Genomic DNA, 20,004 nt, shown 5'->3' with positions numbered 1-20,004 from the left:
ATGATCATGGAACGCCAGTGCGAGCGGGGGCACGGTCGCTGCCCTCAAGGGCGAGCGGTGCGGTCGCGGGTGAAGGCGAGCCCGGCCACGGCCACCAGGCAGCAGAGCCAGGCGAACCAGTCGCCGAACCGGCTGTAGAGCGTGTCGCCCGTGCCGAGGGGGACGTCGGCGACGGCGACGGCCATGGGGGCCGCGCCGGTGCGGGCCTGGGCGAGGACGTGGCCGCGCGGGTCGCTCAGGAGCGACGTGCCGCGGGCGGCGCTCCAGGCCACGGACACGCCGTGCTCGACGCCGCGGAGCAGCGCGGTGCGGCTGTGCTGCCAGCCGTCGACGTCCTCGTCGGAGGCGGGAATCAGCACCAGGCCGGTGCCGGCGCGGGCGTAGTCGCGGGTGGGCGACGGGACGTTGACGTCCATGCAGACCTCGAGCCCGATGGGCTGTTCCGCGAGGTGGGCGAGGTCGTGGCCGGAGGCGAGAGGCGAGAAACCGTTGCGCCACTTGCGGTATTCAACTGTCGGGCCGGCCGGGGGCACGTCGAGGGCGGTGTTGTCGGCCTCGTGACCAGCGTCCGTCACGATCGCGCCGGTCACGACGTGGAGGTTCTTGGCGCGGGCGACGGCGGCCAACGGCCTGGTGACGCCCACCAGCCGGGCGCGGTCGGTGCCGAACGCGGCCTCCGGCAGCACGGCGACGCGGACATCGGCCGGCAACGCCGTGAGCGCGTCCACATAGGACTGTAGAACCCGTTGGCCGGCAGGAGTGTCCGGGTCCGCCGCCCACGCCGGCACGCTGCGAGCCACGGTGGCGACGCGCACCTGGCCCACCGCAGCCGAAGCGGACGTGGCACCGAACGCCAACGCGCCGCCGACCGCCCCGGCCGTCGCCACGGTGATGCCGACCCGCGCCGACGCCCGGACGCCGGGCGCGAGCACCGCGGCGAGCGCGGTCGGCACCAGCAGCACGAGGTACTCCACACCCCACCCGCCGAGCACCGACGCGAGACGCAGCACGTCGGGCTGGTCGCCCTGGCTGGTCGTGAACGTCCCCATCACGCCGAACGGGCTGGCCACCGAAACGCCGTACAGCACCGCGGTCCAGACCGCTGGCGCCGCGACGGTCGCGAGCACCGGCCGGCCCACCCGCACGAGCCGGCGGAAGAGCGCCACCGTCGCCGCGAACAGCACCGGCGACCCCAGCAGGATCGCGAGCGCGGCGGGCACCGGCACCGTCTGCGAGTTCAGGAAGTAGTGCCAGCTGCCGGCGCTCCCGCCCAGGTAGGCGAGGAACGCCGCGACGCTCGCCACCCACGCGCTCGTGCGCGGCGCCAAGAGAAACACGGGCAGCGGCGCCAGCCACGCCAGCACGGCGACTGGTTCGAACCCCAGCCCGAAGTGGATGAGCACCCCGGACGCGACGGTGGCGGCCGCCGCCCAGCCGAGATGGCGTCGAGTCGAACGGGAAACGCTTGCCGTGGCGGTCATCCGGACGGCCCCTCTCGTGGTGGGACCACCACCGTCGCAGCCGAACGCCGCCGAAGCACTGGGCTGGACCGGAGTATCCGAGGTAGGGCTGGCACCACCCAAAGCTCCTAATTCCGACATCAAGAATTAACGGTGCAAACACGGATTCACCCAACCTGGCTAGTCGATTGGTTGATCACCAGGTGAACGCGGGAATTGGACTTGCCCGGCCTTGCCCTCGTTTACGCAGAGTTCAACCAGAGGCCACTCGTACGAGATTAGGCGTCGCTCGGTTGATGGGTAGCTTCTAAACAGCACGACCACCGAGCTGGAGAAACGCCCATGGACTTTTCCCTCATTGTCCTGGTGGTGATCGTCGCGGCACTCGCCTTCGACTTCACCAACGGGTTCCACGACACGGCCAACGCCATGGCCACTTCCATTGCCACGGGAGCCCTCAAGCCCAGAATCGCCGTCGCCATTTCGGCCGTGCTGAACCTGGTCGGGGCGTTCCTGTCGATCGAGGTCGCGAAAACGATTTCCGGCGGCATCGTCGACGACACGAAGGTCACCCCGGTGGTGATTTTCGCGGGGTTGGTCGGCGCCATCATCTGGAACCTTGTGACGTGGCTCGTCGGCCTGCCTTCGAGTTCTTCGCACGCGTTGTTCGGCGGTCTGATCGGCGCGACGTGGATCGCGTCGGGCGCGGACGCCGTGCACTTCGGCAAGGTCGTCGAGAAGGTGCTGATCCCCGCGGTCGCGTCGCCGATCGTGGCCGGGATCGTGGCACTCGTCGGCACGTTCCTGACCTACCGCATCACGGAGAAGGCCAAGGAAGGCGTGGTGGGCAAGGGTTTCAAGACCGGTCAGGTCCTCTCGGCCAGCCTCGTCTCGCTCGCCCACGGCACCAACGACGCGCAGAAGACCATGGGTGTCATCACGCTGACGCTCATCGCCGGCGGCACGCTCGCGCCGGGCTCGAACCCGCCGCTGTGGGTCATCGGGGCGTGCGGCCTCGCGATCGCGGCCGGTACGTACCTCGGCGGCTGGCGCATCATCCAGACCATGGGCAAGAAGCTCACCGAGATCCAGACGCCGCAGGGCTTCGCCGCGGAGACCAGCTCCGCAGCCGTGATCCTGGCGTCGTCGCACCTCGGCTTCGCGCTGTCGACGACCCACGTCACCTCGGGCGGCATCATCGGCTCGGGCCTCGGCCGCAAGCTCGCGGAGGTCCGCTGGGGCGTCGCGGGCAAGATGGTCATCGCCTGGGTGCTCACGCTGCCGGCGGCAGCCGTCGTCGGCGCCATCGCGGCGGCGGTCTCGACCCGCGGCAGCTGGGGCACGATCCTCATCGGCGCCGTCGGGGTGCTCGTGGCGCTGGGCATCTGGCTCGCGTCGCGCCGCAACCCGGTGAGCGCCAACACCATCAACGACGCGCCGGACGCCGCCAAGGCCACTCCGGTCGCGGCCTGAGGGAGCGGACATGGACATCGACTGGGGTGCCCTCGGCACCGTCTTCGTCGTCGCACTGGCCGCGGCCGTGGTGCTCACGGTGCTGTTCGCCTACGGCATCCGCGGGCTTTCGGCGCGCGAATCCGCCCGGGAACAAGGCGGCTCGGGCGTCGCGGCGTTCACGGGCTCCATCGTGTGCTTCGCCGTGTGCGCGGCGGTGGTCGCGTACGGGATCTACTTGATCGCGGCCTGAGCGCGGCCGCGTAGTTCGTCCGGAAGCTCGTCGAGCAGCGGCAACACCGCTTCTCGGCGAGCTTTTCCCATATTGGTCAACACGTCGAGCGCCGGTTCCCACAGCGATTCGTCGGCGCCGGCCGCGCGGATCAGCCGCGGCAGCCGTCCTTCGGGCAGCAGGCCCATCACGTGGTCGATGCGCGTTTTGTCGTCCAGCACGTACGCGGTGCGCAGGAGCGCGGCGTCTTCGAGCACGGCGAGGCTGCGCCGCACGGTCGGGTCCGGCAGGTGCCCGACGAACCGCCCGAGCGTGATCCAGTCCTCCCGCCGCGTGAGCTCCGCGGCCACCGCGACCACGGTGTCGAGCGGGATGCGCGTGATGATCGACGTCGCACGCCGCGGGTCCAGCTCCGCCGCCACCGACGCGAGGAACTTCGGCGGCAGCCGCTTCGCGACGTCCACGCCGCGCGAGACGTCCACCAGCCCGGCGATCCGCGCGCACAGCAGTGGTCCGAACACCTTCTCGGCGATCTTCGCGACCACGGGCGCGGGCAGCAGCCGGCTGGCGAGCGCCATGCGTTCGAGCACGACGAGGTTCGCGTCGAACAGCGTGGTCGTGACCTGTTCGCGGAACAGCTGCAGGTCGGCGACGTCCACGTCGGCGAGGTAGGCCAGCCGTTCGGGTTCGACGTCGAGCACGCGCGCGAGCTTGAGGATCTCCGGGTTCACAGCCCGACCGCCTTGCGGACGGCGCCGCGCAGGAGCGCCGGCACGTACTTCAGCCCTTCCTCACCCGCCTGGGCGAGGGCTTTGGCCTGCCGGTGCCGGGCGTCGCGCAACGCGGCGGCGAGGTCCTGCCGCGCGTCTTCGGGCAGGGCTTCGATGCCCTCGGGCAGGGGGCCGCCGAGCTGCTCGGCGAGTGTGCGCTCAGCCATGGTCAGCCATCATGCCTCAGCGGTTGACTTTCGACAGTGGTGACCGCCGTCGCGGGCCTTGTAGCGTCAGGTCCCATGAAGGAGGTGACCAGGCGCAGGTGGCGAGTGGTGCTCGACGTCCTGCTCTGGGTCTTCCTGTCCGGCGTCGTCGCGATCGACGCCACGAACAACCCCAACCCGTGGGAGCTGATCTTCGGGCTGGCCGCCACAACGGTGTCGGTCGCCGCGTGGCGCCGGCTGCCGACGGTGTCGCTGATCGTCACGATGGCCACGGCCGTGGTGGTGGCGTTCGGCTGGGGCGGGCGCGTGGCCGTGTGGGAGGTCTTCCTCATGGTCACCGTGGGGTACCTCGCCGGTCTCCGGATGACGCAGGTGCGCGTGGCCGTGCTCACGTGCTCGGCGATCGCGCTCGCGGGGCTGCCCGTGGCGTTCGTGTTGCCCTCGGCCGGGTTCGGCGCGTGGGGCGCGATGCTCGGGGTGCTCGCGTTCGCGGGGGTCGCGCCGTGGCTGCTGGGGCGCCACGTACGGCTGCGGCGCGAGCTGGCGCGCGCGGGGTGGCGGCGGGCGGAGGAGATGGAGAGCCGCCAGCAGCTTGTCGCCGACCAGGCCCGGCTGCGGGAACGCGCGCGGATCGCCAGTGACATGCACGATTCCCTGGGCCACGAGCTGAGCCTCATCGCCGTGCGCGCGGCGGCTCTCGAAGTGGCGGGTGGTCTCGACGACACGCAACGCGCCGCGGCGGGCGACCTGCGCGCCAACGCCGCGACGGCCACCGAGCGGCTGCGCGAGATCATCGGCGTGCTGCGCGAGGACGCGGCGCCGATCGAGCCCGTGCAGGGTGGCCTGGGGGAGCTGCTGGAGCGGGCCCGCGCGTCGGGGCTGCTGATCGAGTCGCAAGTGGACAGTCTCGAGGCGGCGCCGCCGATGGTCGCCCGGGCGGCGTACCGCGTGGTGCAGGAGGCGGTGACGAACGTCGCGAAACACGCGCCGGGCGCGGCCGTGACCGTACGGGTGCTCAGCTCGCCGGCGAGCACCGAGATCCGGGTGGTGAACGCGCGGCCGCCCGCGGGTCCGTTGCCGGGGGCGTCGGGCAGGCGGGGGCTGATCGGGCTGCGTGAGCGCGTCCGGCTCGTCGGGGGTGCGCTGCGGGCGGGGCCCGATGCGGGGGGCGGCTTCGAGGTCGTGGCCACGCTGCCGCACGACGCCGCTCCGGGGCCCGCTTCCGAGGTGGACGCCGACGTCGAGCAGTCCGAGTCGGCGCGCGAGTGGGAACTGGCACGGCGGGACGTGCGGCGCAGCCTGGTGCAGGCGATCGTGATCCCGCTGGCGTTGTTCGGCGTGGTGATCGGCGGCAGCGGGGTGGCGTTCCTCGTGCAGTGGTACGGCTCGGAGGTGTCGATGGGGGTCTATCAGCAGATCCGGCTGGGGGCGACGCGGGAGTCGATCGCACCGCTGCTGCCTTCGCAGCAACGGCTGTTGAAACCGCAGTACGGCGAGCCGCCGAAGCCCGCCGGGAGCACGTGCGAGTACTACGGCACTTCGCGCAGCTGGTGGAACGTGCGTTACGCCGCGATTCGGCTCTGCTTCGAGGGCGACCGGCTCGTGACGAAGGATCTCTACAGTGAGGACGAACCGTGATCCGGGTGCTGCTGGCCGACGACGAGGCCATGATCCGCGCGGGCGTCGCGGCGATCCTGGCGGCCGACGCCGGCATCGAGGTCGTCGCGGAAGCCGCCGACGGCCGTGAAGCCGTGGCCCAGGCCCTGGCCACCCGGCCCGACGTGGTGCTGCTCGACATCCGCATGCCGGTCCTCGACGGCCTCGCCGCGGGCGCCGAGATCCGCCGCGTGCTGCCGGACGCCGGCGTGATCATCCTGACGACCTTCGGCGAAGACGCCTACATCGAACGCGCCCTGGGCTTCGGCGCCAGCGGCTTTCTGCTGAAGGCCGGCGACCCCCGCGAACTGCTGTCGGGCATCCACGCCGTCGCGGACGGCGCCGCGTTCCTCTCCCCGAAGGTCGCGTCCCGCGTCATCGCCCGCCTCTCCGGCGGCGCTCTCACCCGTGGCGCGGCGGCCCGCGACCGCATCGCCGCCCTGACGACCCGCGAACGCGAAGTCCTCACACACCTCGCGACGGGCCTGTCCAACGCCGACATCGCCGCACGCATGTTCGTCGTCGAAGGCACGGTCAAAGCCCACGTCAGCACCATCCTCACCCGCCTGGGCGCCCGCAACCGCGTCCAGGCCGCGATCACGGCTTACGAGGCCGGCCTGGTCGGCGGCGAAGCGGAGTAAACCGAGCCGCTGATCGCCGGACCACCCCAATGTCGCGTTGGGTGCGCTCCGCCACCCCGCGGCCGCCGGCCGACAGCGAGACAAGAGGCCCGCGCCGCACCGCGCACAGGTCGGCCGACGCGCCGGCCGCGCTGCGCAATGGCCGCTGGTGTGCGTGGGAACCCGCGTGTCACGGGTGGTCGGCGGCAGCGCTGGTTCGGGGCAGGCGTGGCGGCTGCCAGTCGTTGATCCAGTTCTCCGCCCGAGCCATCGCCGACGGCGGGGCCAGCCGCAGTAGCGCGGTGCGCACGGCGGCCCCGACCGGGTTGCGCAACAGCGGACCCAGCGAGCCCGCGCGGATCGACGTTCGCCAGACGCGCTGGCTGCGCGGGCGGCGCAGGGCGTCGTAGTCGCGTAGGCCGGAGGCCACGTCGGAAGTCCCGGCCAGGCAGGCGGCCAGCACGACCGCGTCCTCGATGCCCTGGCAGCCGCCCTGGCCCAGGTAGGGCGGCATGGCGTGGGCGGCGTCGCCGAGGAGGGCGAGGTGGTGGTGGGCGTAGGAGGGCAGCGGCGTGGCCAGGTGGCGCAGGTCGTGGTGCAGGACTTCGGGTGAGGAGGCGATCAGCGTGCGCCACAAGGGGTACCGCGAAAGCAGGTAGGCGCGCGGGTCGGCGTGGCGGATGCCTTCCGGGCGGGCCTCGGCGATCCACCAGTAGACGCGGCCGTCGCGCAGGGGGAGGGCGCCGATTTCGGTGCCGCGGCCCCACTGGAGGCTCAGCTCGGCGCCGGGCAGTTCGGCGACGCCGCGGAAGGCCGTGCCGCGGCTGTAGGCCACGCGCGAGTGCGGGTAGAGCGAGGTGCGGATCGGGCTGTGGATGCCGTCGGCGGCGACCACCAGGTCTGCGCGGACGGTGCCGGAAGCGTGCGTGACCAGGCCGTCCGGGGTTGCGGACAGCACGTCGACCCCCGTGTGCAGGCTCGATGCAGGCAGCTCGGCGCACAGCGCGGTGATCAGGTCAGCACGGTGGATCGCGGCGAGTGGCAGTCCGTAGCGCTGCACGTAGGCGTCCTGGCTCCACGTCGCCAGCCGGCGGCCGTGCCGGTCGAGCACGGTGCCGTCGCGTTGGGGCTGCAGCGGCGCGTCGACGCCGAGCTCCGCCAGCGCCCGCTGCGCGTTGGGCCAGATCGAGATCCCCGCGCCGATGGCCGAGAACTCCGGCGCCCGCTCGCACACCGTCACCCGCCAGCCGGTGTGGTGCAGCCCCACGGCCGCGCTCAGCCCCACGATGCCCCCGCCGATCACGACTGCGTGCCGTTGCTCCATGACCGTCTCCTCTACGTTTGTAGAGGACTCTACACCTGTAGTGTGCTGATCGTGGACAGGATTTCGGCGATCGGCGACGCGGCCATCGAGGTGATCGCGGCCGACGGCATGCGCGGGCTCACCCACCGGGCCGTCGACCGGGCCGCGGGGTTGCCGGCGGGCTCGACGTCGTACTACGCCCGCACGCGCGCCGCGCTGCTGGAGCTCGCGATCAAGCGCATGGTGGAGCTCGACCAGTCGGACACCGACCCGGCCGCGCAGGACATCGCCGAGGTGCTCGCTTCGACGGTCCACGCCGCCATCACCGTCGGCCGCTCCCGAATGCTCGCCCGTTACGAGTTCGCCCTCGAAGCCACCCGCCGCCCGGAGCTGCGCGCGGCCTACGACGCCGGCGGCCTCGAAATCCGCGAGCTCTGCGTCGCGCTCCTCGGCGCCGCCGGCTCCACGAATCCCCAGCGTCACGCCCGCGTGCTCCTCAACTGGCTCGACGGCTCGATCTTCGACGCCCTCGCCGGCACCGGGTCGACGAATCCGCCCGATCAGGAAGAGCTCGCCGAGGGGGCCCGAGCCGTCCTCAATGGACTCGGCATTCCCAGCACACTGTGAAGGGGCCCCTCGCAAGAGGCCCCTTCACAGAATGCGAAACCCGATCAGGCGTCACGCCGCTTCAGCACCGAAGTGCCGAGGAAGAGCCCCGCCGCCGCCCACACCAGGCAGATCAGCACGCCCACCCACGGCGAGTACGGCGAAACCCCACCCAGCAACGGATTCGTCTCCCCGGCCGGCACCATCCCGTTGATCCCCGCGAACGCCGGGAAGTAGTTCATGATCTCCGGCGCCACATAAGCGGAAAGCAGCATCGGCAACGGCAACAGCAGCACCATCGTCACCACGATCGTCCCCGCCGCGCTGCGCAACGCGAACCCGATGCCCGCGCACAGCACTCCCAGCAGCGCGAAGTACACCCCCATGCCCGCAGCCGCCGCGAACCCGTCGCCGAACGTGGTCGTCAGCGCCGCGCCCGGCATCAGCACCGCCGCGGTCGCCATGCCGAGCAGCGCCACCACCACGCCGTACGCGAACAGCACCGGCACCAGCACGGCCGCCTTCGCCAGCGCCAACGTCGAACGCACCGGCACCCACTGCAGCGTCGAGCGGATGCTGCCGCTGGCGTACTCGCTCGTGACGAACAGCGTGGCCACCGCGATCACGCAGAACTCGGTGAGGTAGATCGAGCCGTTGACCACGATGTCGTGCGGGCCCTGCGGCGGACTGGTGTCGCCCAGCCGTTGTGACAGCCCGGAAACGCCGCTGTAGAGCAGCATCAGCAGCACGCCGCCGGCGAGGCTCCACCACGTGCTGCGCACCGACCAGAACTTCGTCCACTCCGACGCGACGGCCCCCGAAAGCCCGCCGCCCGCGCGTACCTGCGTGGTCGTCATGCCGTCACCCCGTATTCCACCGACGAAGCGGTCAGTTCCATGTACGCCTGCTCCAGCGAAGCCGTCCGCTCGCCGAGGCCGTGCAGCCGCACGCCCAGCTCGTGGGCGAGATCGCCGACTTCGCCGACGCCGGCGCCGGTCACCACCAGCTCGTCGGCCTCGCCGGGGTCCACCGCGGCACCGCGTGTGAGCAGGTGCCGGGCGAGCGTGTCGCGCTCGACGGGCGTGGGCACGCGCACCGAGACCGAGCTGAGCGAGTTGCCGGCGATGAACTCGTCGACGGGCGCGTCGGCCAGCAGTTTTCCTTTGCCGATGACCACGAGGTGGTCGGCCGTCAGCTGCATCTCGCTCATCAGGTGGCTCGACACGAACACCGTGCGACCCTCCTCGGCGAGCGAGCGCATGAGCTGGCGCACCCAGCGCACGCCGTCGGGGTCGAGGCCGTTCACCGGCTCGTCGAACATCAGCACGCCGGGATCGCCGAGCAGCGCGCCCGCGATTCCCAGCCGCTGTCCCATGCCGAGCGAGAACTGGCCCGCTCGCTTGCCGGCGACGTCGGTGAGCCCGACTGTCGCCAGCACCTCCTCGACGCGTGACGCCGGAATGCCGTTGCTGCGCGCCATCGCGAGCAGGTGGCGCCCGGCGCTACGGCCCGGGTGCAGTGCCTTCGCTTCGAGCAGCGCGCCGACCTCGCGCAGCGGGTGCTTGAGCTCGGCGTACGGCTTGCCGTTCACCAGCACGCTGCCCGCCGTGGGCCGGTCGAGGCCCACCGTCATGCGCATGGTCGTCGACTTGCCCGATCCGTTCGGCCCGAGGAACCCGGTGACGCTGCCTGGTGCGACGACGCACGTGAGCCCGTCGACGACCGTCTTCTCCCCGTAGCGCTTCGTCAATCCGCGAAGCGTGATCATGTGCCCTCCCATGGGTTCGATCCCTTGGGAAGGAAGTCTGCGGTTCGAGGGGCACCGCGGGCATCGGACTTCCGGCTCGCGCGACCCCCGACCTTCGGCAGGGGTCAGCGCGACCGGCGGGTGGTGTGGCGCGTCGGCTTGGCCGTCGCCGGGTCCTCGGGCCACGGGTGCTTCGGGTACCGGCCGCGCAGGTCGGCGCGCACGGCCGCGTACCCGGTGCGCCAGAACGACTCCAGGTCGGCCGTCACCGCGGCGGGCCGGCCGGCGGGGGAGAGCAGGTGCAGCAGCACGGGGACGCGGCCGTCGGCGACGGTCGGGGTGGCGGTCCAGCCGAACGTTTCCTGCAGCTTCACCGCGAGCACAGGCTGGTCGCCGGTGTAGTCCACCCGGTAGTGCGAGCCGGACGGGACTTCGAGGCGGTCGGGCGCCAGTTCGTCCAGCCGCGCGGCTTCGGGCCACGGCAGCAGGCCGCGCAGGGCACTGCCGGCATCGACCGTGGCAAGGTCGGCGCGGCGGCGAGCCCGGGAGAGGTCGAGCCAAGTGTCCACTTCGGACAGCAGGGTGTCGTCGTCCACGGCCGGCCACGGCGCGCCGAGAGTGCGGTGCAGGAATGCCACGCGCTCACGCAGGCGCCGGCCGTCTTCGCTCCAGCGCAGCAGACCCAGGCCTTCGGCACGCAGGCCGGTGACCAGAGCGTCGTGCACGAGTTCGGGTTGCGGTGAGCGCAGCGGACGTTCGGCGAGCACGATGGCGCCGAGGCGGCGGAGCCGCCGGGCGACGACGTCGCCGTCCCATGCGACTTCGTCCACTTCGGACACCAGTGCGGGTGCGGCTCGCACGGCCAGGGTTTCGTCGGCGACGGCGGCGAGCCGGATCGTGCCCTGCACGCGGCCGGGGTCACGCGTGGCTTCGCCGACGGCCAGCCACTCGGCGTCGCCGAGGCCACTGCCCGCGGGGAGTTCCGCCGCGGTGCCGCCGGCCATGAGGTACACGGGCGTGCTGCCGGTCCGACGTTTCGCGAGCCGTTCGGGATGGGCCAGCGCGACGACCAGCGCGGCGTCGGGTTTGCCCGCGCTCCCCGGGGATTTCACCAGACCGGAAAGCCGCCGGACCTCCGTTTTCCACCGCCGCGCCGCGTCGTCCGTGCCGCTGCGCAGGCGCCGCAGCTCGGCCTCGACGTCGGTCAGCTGCGCGCCCGCGTCGAGCAGTGCCACGACCTCGGCGGCCGCGCGCGTACCAACGGCGGCGGACCCGTCGAGCAGCGCGCGGGCGAGCCGCGGGTGCAGGCCGAGGTCGGCCATCCGGCGGCCGCGCGAGGTGACGGTGCCGTCGGCGGTCGTCGCGCCCAGCGTGACCAGCAACGTGCGCGCGGCGGCCAGCGCGCCCTCGCCCGGCGGGTCCCACCACGCCAGCCCGCTGCCGTCCGGCGTCGACCAGCACGCGAGCTCCAGCGCGAACCGCGCGAGCTCGGCCGTGCGGATCTCCGGCTCCGGGTACGCGGGCAGCGTCGCCTGTTCGTGCTCCGGCCAGCAGCGATACGCGCGGCCGGACGCTTCGCGGCCCGCGCGTCCGGCGCGTTGCTCGGCGACGGCCGCGGACACGCGCACGGTCGCCAGCCCGGCCAGGCCGCGCCGGTGGTCCACCCGCGGCACGCGGGCGAGCCCGGAGTCCACCACGGACCGTACGCCGGGCACGGTGAGGCTCGACTCCGCGACGGCCGTCGCCAGCACCACGCGCCTGCGGTCGCGGGGCCGCAGCGCCTCGTCCTGGCGGGCGGCGGTGAGGCGGCCGTGCAGCGGCAGCACGTCGGCGTCGAGCGAGCCCAGCTGTGCGGTCGTGCGCGCGATTTCCCCGGCGCCGGGCAGGAACGCGAGCACGTCACCGTCCCCTTCGGACAGTGCCAGCCGGATCGTGGACGCGACCGTCGCCTCGATTCGCGCGCCACGGGCGGGCGCGCGGTAGGTCAGCTCGACGGGGTAGGTGCGGGCGTGCGCGGTCACCACCGGCGCGTCGCCGAGCAATTCGGCGAGCCGTCCGGCGGCGACGGTCGCCGAGGTCGCGAGCAGCCGCAGGTCTTCGCGCAGGCCGGCGCGGACGTCGAGCAGGAGCGCGAGCAGCAGGTCGGCGTCGAGGTGGCGTTCGTGGCACTCGTCGAGCAGCACCGTCGAGACGCCGGCGAGCTCGGGGTCGTTCTGCACGCGCCGCACGAGCAGACCCGACGTCACGACCTCGATCCGGGTGCGCGGAGACACCTTCCGGTCGCCGCGGACCGCGTACCCGACCGTTTCGCCCACCGGTTCACCCAGCAGCGCGGCCATCCGCGAAGCCGCGGCGCGGGCAGCGAGGCGGCGCGGTTCGGCGACCACGACGCGGCCGCCGCCGTTCTCCAACGCGAGCGGCACGAGCGTGGTCTTGCCGGTGCCGGGCGGCGCGACCAGCACGGCGGTGCCGTGGTCGGCGAGCGCCGCCAGCACGTCGGGCAGCACCGCGCGAACGGGCAGGTCAGGCAGGTTTTCCAGGCGGCTCACTGCTCGGTGATCTCCGGCGGCTTCGGCAGCGGGTAGTTCGACGGGCCGATGTTGGCCTGCAGCGACCGCAGCCAGTCGCCGTCCGAAACCATCTTGCGGATGGCGTCGTCCACGGCGTGCTGGCCCTCGGTGTCGCCCTTGTGCAGGCCGACGCCGTAGCGCTCGGTCGAGAACGGGTGCCCGACCACGCGCAGCAGCTCGGGGTCCTGCGCGACGTAGCCGGCGAGGATCACCGCGTCGGTGGTCACGGCGTCGACTTGGCCGGCGAGCAGGGCTGTCACACAATCGGGGTATCTCGGGTACTCGACGAGCTGCACGGCCTGCGCGAACTTGTCGCGCACCTGCTGGGCCGGCGTCGAGCCGGTGACCGAGCACAGGCGACGGCCGTTGAGGCTCTCCGGACCGGTGATGTCCGACGATGTGAGCCGCACCAGCAGGTCCTGTCCGGTGACGAAGTAGGGCCCCGCGAACGACACGAGCTGCTTGCGCTTGTCGGTGATCGAATAGGTGGCCACCACGAGGTCGACGCTGCCGGAGGTGAGATCCGACTCGCGCGTGGCCGGCGTGGTCTCGTGCCACGTGATGTGGGCCGGATCCACGCCCAGCTGGCCGGCGACGAACTTGGCGACGTCCACGTCGAAGCCCACGAACCGGCCGTCGATCGTGCGCTGCGAGAGGCCGGGTTGGTCGAAGCGGATCCCGATCGTGAGGTGGTCACCGTCACGCGCGCGCTTGACGAGCGAATCGCCGGGCGAAACCGTCCCCGGACCGCAGGCCACGCACGTGACCAGCAGCAACAGGGCGGTGACCACCGCGCGAACTCGCATGCTCGCCTCCCGTCGGTGGGTGTTGACAACTCACGAAGTTCTCAGGTCCGGCGGCTAGCCTAAGCGTGTGCGACGACTGCCCCAACCCGCGCTCGACACCATCGGCACCCTCGCCCGCCTCGGGCTCGCCGCCGTGTGGCTCGTTTCGGGTGCCATAAAACTGGCCTCGCCGGGGCAGACGTTCATCGCCGTGCAGGCCTACGACGTGCTGCCGAGCGCGCTGGTCCGGCCGGTCGCGACCGCGTTGCCGCTGGTCGAACTGGTGCTGGGCCTGCTGCTGCTGTTCGGCCTGGCCACGCGCTGGGTCGCCACCGCGGCGCTGGTCATGCTGGCCGTGCTCGTGACGGGCATCGCGCAGTCGTGGGCGCGCGGGCTGAGCATCGACTGCGGGTGCTTCGGCGGCGGCGGCCACGTGGCCGCCGGCCAGACCCAGTACCCGCAGGAGATCCTGCGGGACACCGGGTTCGCGGTGCTGGCCGTGTGGCTGATGGTGCGTCCGCGTTCGTTCTTCTCGGTCGACGGCTGGCTCGGCTGGGGACGGCGCCGCGCGGCGGTGGAGGATTCCGCTGTGGAGGATTCCGTGGAGACCGGGAGCTCCGCGGCGCTCGCGAACAACGCGGGCATCGTTGAAGGGAAATAGGAACCGTGGGTGAAGCAGCGCGGAAGCGCCAACGCCAGGCGCAGGCCGCGAAGTCGGTCGCGCAGGCGAGGGGTGCCTCGGGCGACCGGAACAAGATCATCGCCGTTGTCGTGGCGGTCGTGGTCGTCGCCGCGGTGGTGATCGGCGGCGTCGTGTGGATCAACTCGAGCAAGAACTCGACCGAGGGCACGGCCATCGCGCCGACCACGTCCACGACGCTCGGCCCCGGCGTGGTCGAGAAGCTCGACGGCGTGGTCGTCTCCGTCGGCAAGCCCGGCGCACCCAAGACCATCGATCTGTACGCCGACTTCCTGTGCCCGTACTGCAAGCAGCTGCAGGACACCTACGGTCCGAAGATGGAGCAGGCCGTCAACAGCGGCCAGCTGACCGTCCGGTACCACATGGTGACGCTGCTCAACGAGAGCTCGGACCCGCCGGGCTACTCGCTCGATTCGGCCAACGCGGCGCTCGCCGCCGTCTCCTCGCAGAAGTTCACCGCGTTCCACGACGCGCTGTTCAAGAGCCAGCCGGAAGAAGGCGGGCGCGGCTACGACAAGGCGCAGCTGATCAAGCTCGGCCACGACCTGGGCATCACCGACCCGAAGTTCGACCAGGCGGTGAACGCCGGGACCTACAACCAGCAGATCCAGGCCGCTTTCCAGCAGACGGAGAACGACCCGAACCTGGCCCAGGACTTCCCGAACGGCGCGCACGGCTTCGGCACCCCGACCGTCGCGGTCAACGGCAAGGCCATCTCCACCCAGGGCGACTGGCTCACCGGCGTGCTGACCGGCACCGGCAGCTGACCACTGATCCGGTCATTTCGCCTGTCCGGGCACAACCCGTCCGTTAACCTGGCCCTCTCGGCTCAGGGGAGGGGCGGGTTGTGTCCGGTTTTCATTCTGGTTTTCACGCCGACGACGGCGCCTACGAGACGTACGCGCGTCAGGTCGATCCACTCGGCGACGACGTCCGGCAGGCGGGCTCGCGACACCTCGCCCCGCACGTGACGGTCGGTTTCTCCGACATGGGCCACGAGTCCGGCTTCTCCGGCGCGTACGGCGCGCGCATGCGTTCGCTTCAGGAGCGGCTGCACGCCCTCGGCGGTGGGTGGCACCAGGTCGGCGAGGCCGCGCGGCGCACGCAGGGCAACTTCGCCGCGGTGGAGGAGGAACACGGCGACGCGCTCCGCAGGCTTCGGTGACGGCCGAGGTCGAGCAGGTCGTGCGCGGCGGGCTGGACACCACGAACCAGTTCGCGGCCAAGCTCAAGCACGACCCGGGTGCCCTCCACGGCGCGCGTGACGGGCACGTGGCGCTGCAGGCGTCCGTCGGCCAGGTCCGGGACCAGGCCGGCGCGCAGCGTTCTCAGCTCGCCGATTCCGCGTCGGGCTACACCGCCGATCGCGCGGCCGCGACGTCGCAGGGCCTGGAGAAGGAGATCCAGGACCTGCTCGACGAGAGCGCCGAGATCGAGAAGGCCGTGGCCGCGGCGGCCGAGACACTGCACGTCGGCGAGATCCGCAACGACCAGGTGCGCGACCAGATCGTGCGGGAGATCGCGGCGTCGATGAAGGCGCTGCAGGCCGTGAACGGGATCCAGCCGCCGGAGAGCCGCGCGGCCGCGGCCAGGCAGATCCTGCTGCAACTGCAGACGAAGATCGGGCAGCTCACCGGGCAGGCAGCCACGTTCTCGGAGCAGACGATCAACCAGCTGACCTCGCTGGGCCGGCAGCTGGGCGGGTCGGACTCGACCACGACCCGCGCGGCGTCGTCGACGCACGTGCCGCAATCGTTCAACAGCAACGGCGCGCACGCGGGCGGCGGTGGTGGGAGCGACGGCGGTGGTGGGAGCGACGGCGGTGGTGGTGGTTTCGTCGGGAAGCCGCGGCTGCCGGTGGCGATCCCGCCGCAGCCGGGCACGGGCGTCGACATCAACCTGCCCGGCGGGCGGACGGTGAAGGCGCCCAACGAGACGGCCGCGAAGGCCGTGCGCGCCGCGTTGTCGCAGCTCGGCGTGCCGTACGTGTGGGGCGGCACCGCGCGCGGGCAGGGGCTCGACTGCAGCGGGTTGACCATGACGTCGTACCAGGACGCGGGTTTGCAGCTGCCGCGCACGGCCCGGCAGCAGACCGTGGGTGCCGAGGTGCCGTCGATCGACCAGCTGCTGCCCGGCGACCTCGTGGTGTGGTCCGGTCACGTCGCCATGGTGATCGGCGACGGGCAGATGGTCGAGGCGGGCGATCCCGTGCAGGTCAGCAAGATCCGCACGACGAACGCGGGTCAGCAGTTCATCGGTTTCTACCGGCCGACGGGGTGAGGTTTGGTGGCTGAGTTCGATGTCGGTCTGGAAGCCGCGCGCATCGCGGACGCTTCCGCGCGCGCCGGTGCGGAAGCGTCCGCGAGGTTCGCGCGGTCGGGCCCGGTGGTGGGCAAGGCGGAGTCGCACGGGGTCGCCGTGTCGGTGGCGCCCGGCGGCTTGCTGGTGGATCTCGGGATTTCGCGTGCTGCTTTGCGTTCCGGCTCGGACGCGCTGGCGGCGTTGATCATGGAGCTTTCGAACCGAGCCACGCGCCGCGCGGGCGACCGGATGAACGAGGTCCTTTCGCCGGTGCTCGACCAGGACCAGCTGGCGTCGCTGGGGTACGAACGGCTGACCGAGGATGATCCCGATGCCCAGTACTCGTGAGCTGATCGACCAGGCCCGCGCCCGCGAGGCCGCGCTGTCGCAGGTCGCGGCCCTGATGACCGACGCGCGCGGCTCGGCCCACGCCCTCGACGGCACGGTCGAGGTCACCGTCGACGCCCTCGGTGCGTTGCGCCGGCTCTGGCTGGCGCCGTCGGTGACCGACGCGGACCCGGCGCGGCTGGCCGCGTTGATCCTCGAGGTCACGCGGCTGGCGATGGTCGAGGCCACGCAGGACTGCTACAACAAAGTCGCGCTCCAGCTGGGAGAAGACGTGACGCTGCTGATCGAGCAGCTCTCCGGCCAACCCGCCCCGGCGCGCTCCGCGGACGACGACCCGGGCATGACCGTGGAGGAGTTCCAGCGGCTCCGCTCGGAACGGCTCGCCCGGCCGACCCGACGCAATTCCGCCCGTCCCTCCGCCTCCGCAGAAGACGACGCGTATTTCGACAACGCGTCGCCCTGGTCCGGCTAACGGCGCGGCGGCAACTTCCCGCACAACGCCTGGGGAAACTGCGGCAGCGCGGCGCGGATTTCTTCGCAGGTCCCGGTTTTCGTGCCGTTCTCCTGCTTCCAGCCCCGCGCCTCCCACGAGTAGACGACACGCTGCACCGGCCCGGTCCCGGGAACGCAGCTCGTGCCGTCGACCGGGCAGTCGCCGACGTGCCGGTTGAGGTCGAACACCAGCCACTGCCCGTCACACGCGAGCACGTCGCGCACCCCGTGCAGGTGCTTCACCGGCACGTCCAGGTCGAACACCGCCCGGTCGACCCACTCGTCCGCACAGTGATCGGCCGGCGGTGTGCAGCCGAGGAACTCGTCGCAGCGGGCGAACGTGGCGCCCGTGCGGTGCCAGGCTTCGTTGTTCAGCACCAGAGCGCGGTTGCCGATCGGGGCCGTCGCGGTGAAGGGGATCTCCGCGGGTTGCTCTGTGGGGCAACCGCCGTAGGCCGAATTCGACGATTCGAAGACCACGTTGGCATGGATGGCGGTGGCCAGCTCGTCCGGTGTTTCGGACATCGTCTCGACGCGCGGTGAACGCGAGCAGTTGGGCCCGCCGGCGGGCAGCAGCACGTGGATCACGACCGAAGCCGGGTCCGGGCCGGGGCGGATGCCGTCGACCGGTGCGGTGACCGTGACCCAGGTGTGCGGGGCGGTCGAAGCCGTGGGTGCCGCCGGCGTCGTTCGCGACAAGACGTAAACGAGCGCCCCGATCACCAGAACGGCGAGCACGATGAGTGTGGGTGCGACGAACTTGCGAGTCATGGTCCCTCCCCAGGCCGAGAGCCAGATTACCCGGTACGGCCGCATTGTTCGCCCGTTCCGCGGTCCCGGTCACCGGCAACCGGTTTGTCCGCAAGGTCTGGACCACTTGGAAAACCTGTGCATTAATTCAAGACGTGAAGTTTGGTGGCTCGACGAGGAGTAGCCGGATGCGCGTCGGACGTTCGATCACGCTGGGGGTGCTGGCCGCGGCGCTGACGGTGAGCGCGCACGCGCCCGCGCTGGCCGGGAACCAACCTGCGTACAAGGACGCGCGGCGGCCGGTTTCGGTGCGCGTCGCGGATCTGATGAAGCGCATGACGCTCGACGACAAGCTCGGGCAGATGATGCAGGCCGAGCGGCTGGGCGTGAAGTCGCCGACGGACGTGACGACGGGGCGGCTCGGGTCGCTGCTGTCGGGCGGCAGCTCGCAGCCGACGCCGAACACGCCGGCCACCTGGGCCGACATGTACGACGGCTTCCAGAAAGCCGCGCTGGCGACGCCGCTGGGCATTCCGCTGATCTACGGCGTCGACGCGGTGCACGGCCACAACGGCGTGTACGGCGCGACCGTTTTCCCGCACAACATCGGGCTCGGCGCGTCGCGCGATCCGAAACTGGTGGAGAAGATCGGCCGCGCCACGGCGGAAGAGGTGTCCGGCACGGGCATCGACTGGGACTTCGCGCCGTGCCTGTGCGTCGCGCGCAACGACCGCTGGGGGCGGACGTACGAGTCGTTCGGCGAGGTGCCGCAGCTCGCCACGGAGATGACGTCGATCATCACCGGCCTGCAGGGCCGGTCACTGGGCGGGCCGGCGTCGGTGCTGGCGACGGCGAAGCACTACGTCGGCGACGGCGGCACCACCGGCGGCGTCAATGAGGGCAACACGCAGCTCAGCGAGCAGGAGCTGCGCGCGATCCACCTGCCGCCGTTCAAGGAGGCGGTGAAGCGCGGCGTCGGCTCGGTGATGGTGAGCTACTCGAGCTGGAACGACGTGAAGCTGCACGCGAACAAATACCTCGTCACCGACGTCCTCAAGAACGAGCTCGGTTTCGACGGCATCGTCGTCTCGGACTACAACGGCGTCGACAAGATCGACGGCCAGACCGGCTTCACCCCCGACGAGGTCGAGGCGTCGATCAACGCCGGCATCGACATGGTGATGGTGCCCTACGACTGGCAGAAGTTCATCGACACCCTGCGCACCCTCGTGCAGGACGGCAAGGTGCCGATGTCCCGCATCGACGACGCCAACCGCCGCATCCTCACGAAGAAGTTCCAGCTGGGGCTTTTCGAACACCCGCTGACCGATCGGCGTTACCTCAGCACCATCGGAAGTCAGGAACACCGCGATCTCGCGCGCCAGGCGGTGCGGGAGTCACAAGTGTTGTTGAAGAACGAACACAACGTGTTGCCGCTCGACAAGAGCCGCAACAAGATCTTCGTGGCCGGCAAGAGCGCCGACGACCTGGGCAACCAGGCCGGCGGCTGGACCGTCGGCTGGCAGGGCACGTCGGGACCGGTCATCCCGGGGACGACGATCCTGCAGGGCATCGAGAATACCGTGAAGAAGTCTTCCACCGTCACCTTCAGCAAGGACGGCAGCGGGATCGACAAGTCCTACGACGTCGCCGTCGCCGTGGTGGGGGAGACGCCGTACGCGGAAACCAAGGGCGACCGGCCGGGGGACATGGGCCTCGACGCCACGGATCTCGCGACGCTGCAGAAGCTGCACGACTCGGGTGTGCCCACGGTGGTCGTGCTGGTTTCGGGCCGTCCGCTGGACATCGCGAAGCAGCTGCCGGACTGGGCCGGCCTGATCGAATCGTGGCTGCCGGGCAGCGAAGGCCAGGGCGTGGCCGACGTGCTCTTCGGCGACTACAACCCGACCGGCAAGCTGCCGGTCACCTGGATGCGCAGCGCCGACCAGCAGCCGATCAACGTCGGCGACGGGAAGCCCGCGCTGTTCCCCTTCGGCTACGGGCTGCGCTACCACCAGCGTTTCCCGTGGTGATGCACCAGAAGT

The 20,004-nt window shown here is 71.4% G+C and carries 21 protein-coding genes; 12 read left to right on the top strand and 9 right to left on the bottom strand.

Annotated features, from left to right (window positions below):
- Nucleotides 1-44 precede the first annotated feature (44 nt).
- Nucleotides 45-1,481, bottom strand: coding sequence for a nitrilase-related carbon-nitrogen hydrolase (locus AB0878_RS34630; protein WP_366584493.1), 1,437 nt, complete (start codon nt 1,479-1,481; stop codon nt 45-47).
- 321 nt (nt 1,482-1,802) lie between these two features.
- Here AB0878_RS34630 and AB0878_RS34625 point away from each other — a divergent pair, with 321 nt between their 5' ends.
- Both AB0878_RS34625 and AB0878_RS34620 read left to right on the top strand, forming a co-directional pair.
- Nucleotides 1,803-2,933: an inorganic phosphate transporter gene (locus tag AB0878_RS34625; RefSeq protein WP_366584491.1), complete on the top strand. Its 1,131-nt coding sequence runs from the start codon at nt 1,803-1,805 to the stop codon at nt 2,931-2,933.
- A gap of 10 nt (nt 2,934-2,943) precedes the next feature.
- Entirely contained in the window at nt 2,944-3,165 is a 222-nt protein-coding gene (locus AB0878_RS34620) for a hypothetical protein (RefSeq protein ID WP_366584489.1), read from the top strand.
- On the opposite strand, the gene AB0878_RS34615 is transcribed toward AB0878_RS34620, so the two are convergent.
- Nucleotides 3,147-3,875, bottom strand: a complete 729-nt coding sequence (locus AB0878_RS34615) for a hypothetical protein (protein ID WP_366584487.1) — start codon at nt 3,873-3,875, stop codon at nt 3,147-3,149. The genes AB0878_RS34620 and AB0878_RS34615 overlap by 19 nt on opposite strands.
- Nucleotides 3,872-4,081, bottom strand: coding sequence for a hypothetical protein (locus AB0878_RS34610; RefSeq protein ID WP_366584485.1), 210 nt, complete (start codon nt 4,079-4,081; stop codon nt 3,872-3,874). Before AB0878_RS34610 ends, AB0878_RS34615 begins: the two co-directional genes overlap by 4 nt.
- Before the next feature lie 75 nt (nt 4,082-4,156).
- Here AB0878_RS34610 and AB0878_RS34605 point away from each other — a divergent pair, with 75 nt between their 5' ends.
- Both AB0878_RS34605 and AB0878_RS34600 read left to right on the top strand, forming a co-directional pair.
- Complete coding sequence (locus AB0878_RS34605) at nt 4,157-5,719, top strand: histidine kinase (RefSeq protein ID WP_366584483.1); 1,563 nt, start codon at nt 4,157-4,159, stop codon at nt 5,717-5,719.
- Nucleotides 5,716-6,378, top strand: coding sequence for a response regulator transcription factor (locus AB0878_RS34600; protein ID WP_366584481.1), 663 nt, complete (start codon nt 5,716-5,718; stop codon nt 6,376-6,378). Before AB0878_RS34605 ends, AB0878_RS34600 begins: the two co-directional genes overlap by 4 nt.
- Before the next feature lie 169 nt (nt 6,379-6,547).
- On the opposite strand, the gene AB0878_RS34595 is transcribed toward AB0878_RS34600, so the two are convergent.
- Nucleotides 6,548-7,681: an FAD-dependent oxidoreductase gene (locus AB0878_RS34595; RefSeq protein ID WP_366584479.1), complete on the bottom strand. Its 1,134-nt coding sequence runs from the start codon at nt 7,679-7,681 to the stop codon at nt 6,548-6,550.
- Nucleotides 7,682-7,789: 108 nt separating this feature from the next.
- Here AB0878_RS34595 and AB0878_RS34590 point away from each other — a divergent pair, with 108 nt between their 5' ends.
- Nucleotides 7,790-8,287 (top strand): TetR/AcrR family transcriptional regulator, encoded by a 498-nt coding sequence (locus AB0878_RS34590; RefSeq protein WP_366584582.1) that lies wholly within the window; start codon nt 7,790-7,792, stop codon nt 8,285-8,287.
- A 44-nt stretch (nt 8,288-8,331) separates the two neighbouring features.
- Here AB0878_RS34590 and AB0878_RS34585 read toward each other — a convergent pair whose 3' ends face one another.
- The 4 genes from AB0878_RS34585 to AB0878_RS34570 form a co-directional block, all read right to left on the bottom strand.
- A complete protein-coding gene (locus tag AB0878_RS34585) occupies nt 8,332-9,123 on the bottom strand; it encodes an ABC transporter permease (RefSeq protein ID WP_366584477.1) in 792 nt (263 codons plus the stop codon).
- Entirely contained in the window at nt 9,120-10,034 is a 915-nt protein-coding gene (locus tag AB0878_RS34580) for an ATP-binding cassette domain-containing protein (protein ID WP_366584475.1), read from the bottom strand. The genes AB0878_RS34585 and AB0878_RS34580 overlap by 4 nt, the downstream gene beginning before the upstream one ends.
- A gap of 104 nt (nt 10,035-10,138) precedes the next feature.
- Nucleotides 10,139-12,562, bottom strand: coding sequence for an ATP-dependent helicase HrpB (hrpB, locus tag AB0878_RS34575; protein WP_366584473.1), 2,424 nt, complete (start codon nt 12,560-12,562; stop codon nt 10,139-10,141).
- Nucleotides 12,559-13,389: a glutamate ABC transporter substrate-binding protein gene (locus AB0878_RS34570; RefSeq protein ID WP_366584471.1), complete on the bottom strand. Its 831-nt coding sequence runs from the start codon at nt 13,387-13,389 to the stop codon at nt 12,559-12,561. The genes hrpB and AB0878_RS34570 overlap by 4 nt, the downstream gene beginning before the upstream one ends.
- Nucleotides 13,390-13,489: 100 nt before the next feature.
- Here AB0878_RS34570 and AB0878_RS34565 point away from each other — a divergent pair, with 100 nt between their 5' ends.
- The 6 genes from AB0878_RS34565 (at nt 13,490) to AB0878_RS34540 (ending at nt 17,189) form a co-directional block, all read left to right on the top strand.
- The gene (locus AB0878_RS34565; protein ID WP_366584580.1) at nt 13,490-14,029 is read left to right on the top strand and encodes a MauE/DoxX family redox-associated membrane protein; all 540 of its coding nucleotides are present in this window, start codon (nt 13,490-13,492) and stop codon (nt 14,027-14,029) included.
- Between the two features lie 5 nt (nt 14,030-14,034).
- Nucleotides 14,035-14,835 carry a thioredoxin domain-containing protein gene (locus tag AB0878_RS34560; protein WP_366584469.1) on the top strand — a complete coding sequence of 267 codons (801 nt, stop codon included), beginning with the start codon at nt 14,035-14,037 and terminating at the stop codon, nt 14,833-14,835.
- 80 nt (nt 14,836-14,915) lie between these two features.
- Nucleotides 14,916-15,233 carry a hypothetical protein gene (locus AB0878_RS34555; RefSeq protein ID WP_366584467.1) on the top strand — a complete coding sequence of 106 codons (318 nt, stop codon included), beginning with the start codon at nt 14,916-14,918 and terminating at the stop codon, nt 15,231-15,233.
- Nucleotides 15,230-16,348, top strand: coding sequence for an NlpC/P60 family protein (locus AB0878_RS34550; RefSeq protein ID WP_366584465.1), 1,119 nt, complete (start codon nt 15,230-15,232; stop codon nt 16,346-16,348). The genes AB0878_RS34555 and AB0878_RS34550 overlap by 4 nt, the downstream gene beginning before the upstream one ends.
- A gap of 6 nt (nt 16,349-16,354) precedes the next feature.
- Nucleotides 16,355-16,717: a YbaB/EbfC family DNA-binding protein gene (locus tag AB0878_RS34545; RefSeq protein ID WP_366584463.1), complete on the top strand. Its 363-nt coding sequence runs from the start codon at nt 16,355-16,357 to the stop codon at nt 16,715-16,717.
- Nucleotides 16,701-17,189 (top strand): YbaB/EbfC family nucleoid-associated protein, encoded by a 489-nt coding sequence (locus AB0878_RS34540; protein ID WP_366584461.1) that lies wholly within the window; start codon nt 16,701-16,703, stop codon nt 17,187-17,189. Before AB0878_RS34545 ends, AB0878_RS34540 begins: the two co-directional genes overlap by 17 nt.
- Here the strand turns inward: AB0878_RS34540 and AB0878_RS34535 are convergent.
- Nucleotides 17,186-17,980: a hypothetical protein gene (locus AB0878_RS34535; RefSeq protein WP_366584459.1), complete on the bottom strand. Its 795-nt coding sequence runs from the start codon at nt 17,978-17,980 to the stop codon at nt 17,186-17,188. The two genes, AB0878_RS34540 and AB0878_RS34535, sit on opposite strands and share 4 nt — an antisense overlap.
- A 167-nt stretch (nt 17,981-18,147) precedes the next feature.
- Between AB0878_RS34535 and AB0878_RS34530 the strand changes: the two genes are divergently transcribed.
- A complete protein-coding gene (locus tag AB0878_RS34530; RefSeq protein WP_366584457.1) occupies nt 18,148-19,992 on the top strand; it encodes a glycoside hydrolase family 3 N-terminal domain-containing protein in 1,845 nt (614 codons plus the stop codon).
- Nucleotides 19,993-20,004 lie beyond the last annotated feature (12 nt).

Source organism: Amycolatopsis sp. NPDC047767 (genome assembly GCF_040704195.1).
Classification (GTDB): domain Bacteria; phylum Actinomycetota; class Actinomycetes; order Mycobacteriales; family Pseudonocardiaceae; genus Amycolatopsis.
Note: the sequence above shows the minus strand (reverse complement) of the source record. Positions and strands in the feature narration are given on the sequence as shown.

Coding starts and splice junctions, on each gene's coding strand:
- AB0878_RS34530 (WP_366584457.1), top strand. CDS start 18,148: ATGCGCGTCGGACGTTCGATCACGCTGGGGGTGCTGGCCGCGGCGCTG.
- AB0878_RS34540 (WP_366584461.1), top strand. CDS start 16,701: ATGCCCAGTACTCGTGAGCTGATCGACCAGGCCCGCGCCCGCGAGGCC.
- AB0878_RS34625 (WP_366584491.1), top strand. CDS start 1,803: ATGGACTTTTCCCTCATTGTCCTGGTGGTGATCGTCGCGGCACTCGCC.
- AB0878_RS34535 (WP_366584459.1), bottom strand. CDS start 17,980: ATGACTCGCAAGTTCGTCGCACCCACACTCATCGTGCTCGCCGTTCTG.
- AB0878_RS34610 (WP_366584485.1), bottom strand. CDS start 4,081: ATGGCTGAGCGCACACTCGCCGAGCAGCTCGGCGGCCCCCTGCCCGAG.
- AB0878_RS34630 (WP_366584493.1), bottom strand. CDS start 1,481: ATGACCGCCACGGCAAGCGTTTCCCGTTCGACTCGACGCCATCTCGGC.
- AB0878_RS34580 (WP_366584475.1), bottom strand. CDS start 10,034: ATGATCACGCTTCGCGGATTGACGAAGCGCTACGGGGAGAAGACGGTC.
- AB0878_RS34620 (WP_366584489.1), top strand. CDS start 2,944: ATGGACATCGACTGGGGTGCCCTCGGCACCGTCTTCGTCGTCGCACTG.
- AB0878_RS34605 (WP_366584483.1), top strand. CDS start 4,157: ATGAAGGAGGTGACCAGGCGCAGGTGGCGAGTGGTGCTCGACGTCCTG.
- AB0878_RS34585 (WP_366584477.1), bottom strand. CDS start 9,123: ATGACGACCACGCAGGTACGCGCGGGCGGCGGGCTTTCGGGGGCCGTC.
- AB0878_RS34590 (WP_366584582.1), top strand. CDS start 7,790: ATGCGCGGGCTCACCCACCGGGCCGTCGACCGGGCCGCGGGGTTGCCG.
- AB0878_RS34595 (WP_366584479.1), bottom strand. CDS start 7,681: ATGGAGCAACGGCACGCAGTCGTGATCGGCGGGGGCATCGTGGGGCTG.
- AB0878_RS34570 (WP_366584471.1), bottom strand. CDS start 13,389: ATGCGAGTTCGCGCGGTGGTCACCGCCCTGTTGCTGCTGGTCACGTGC.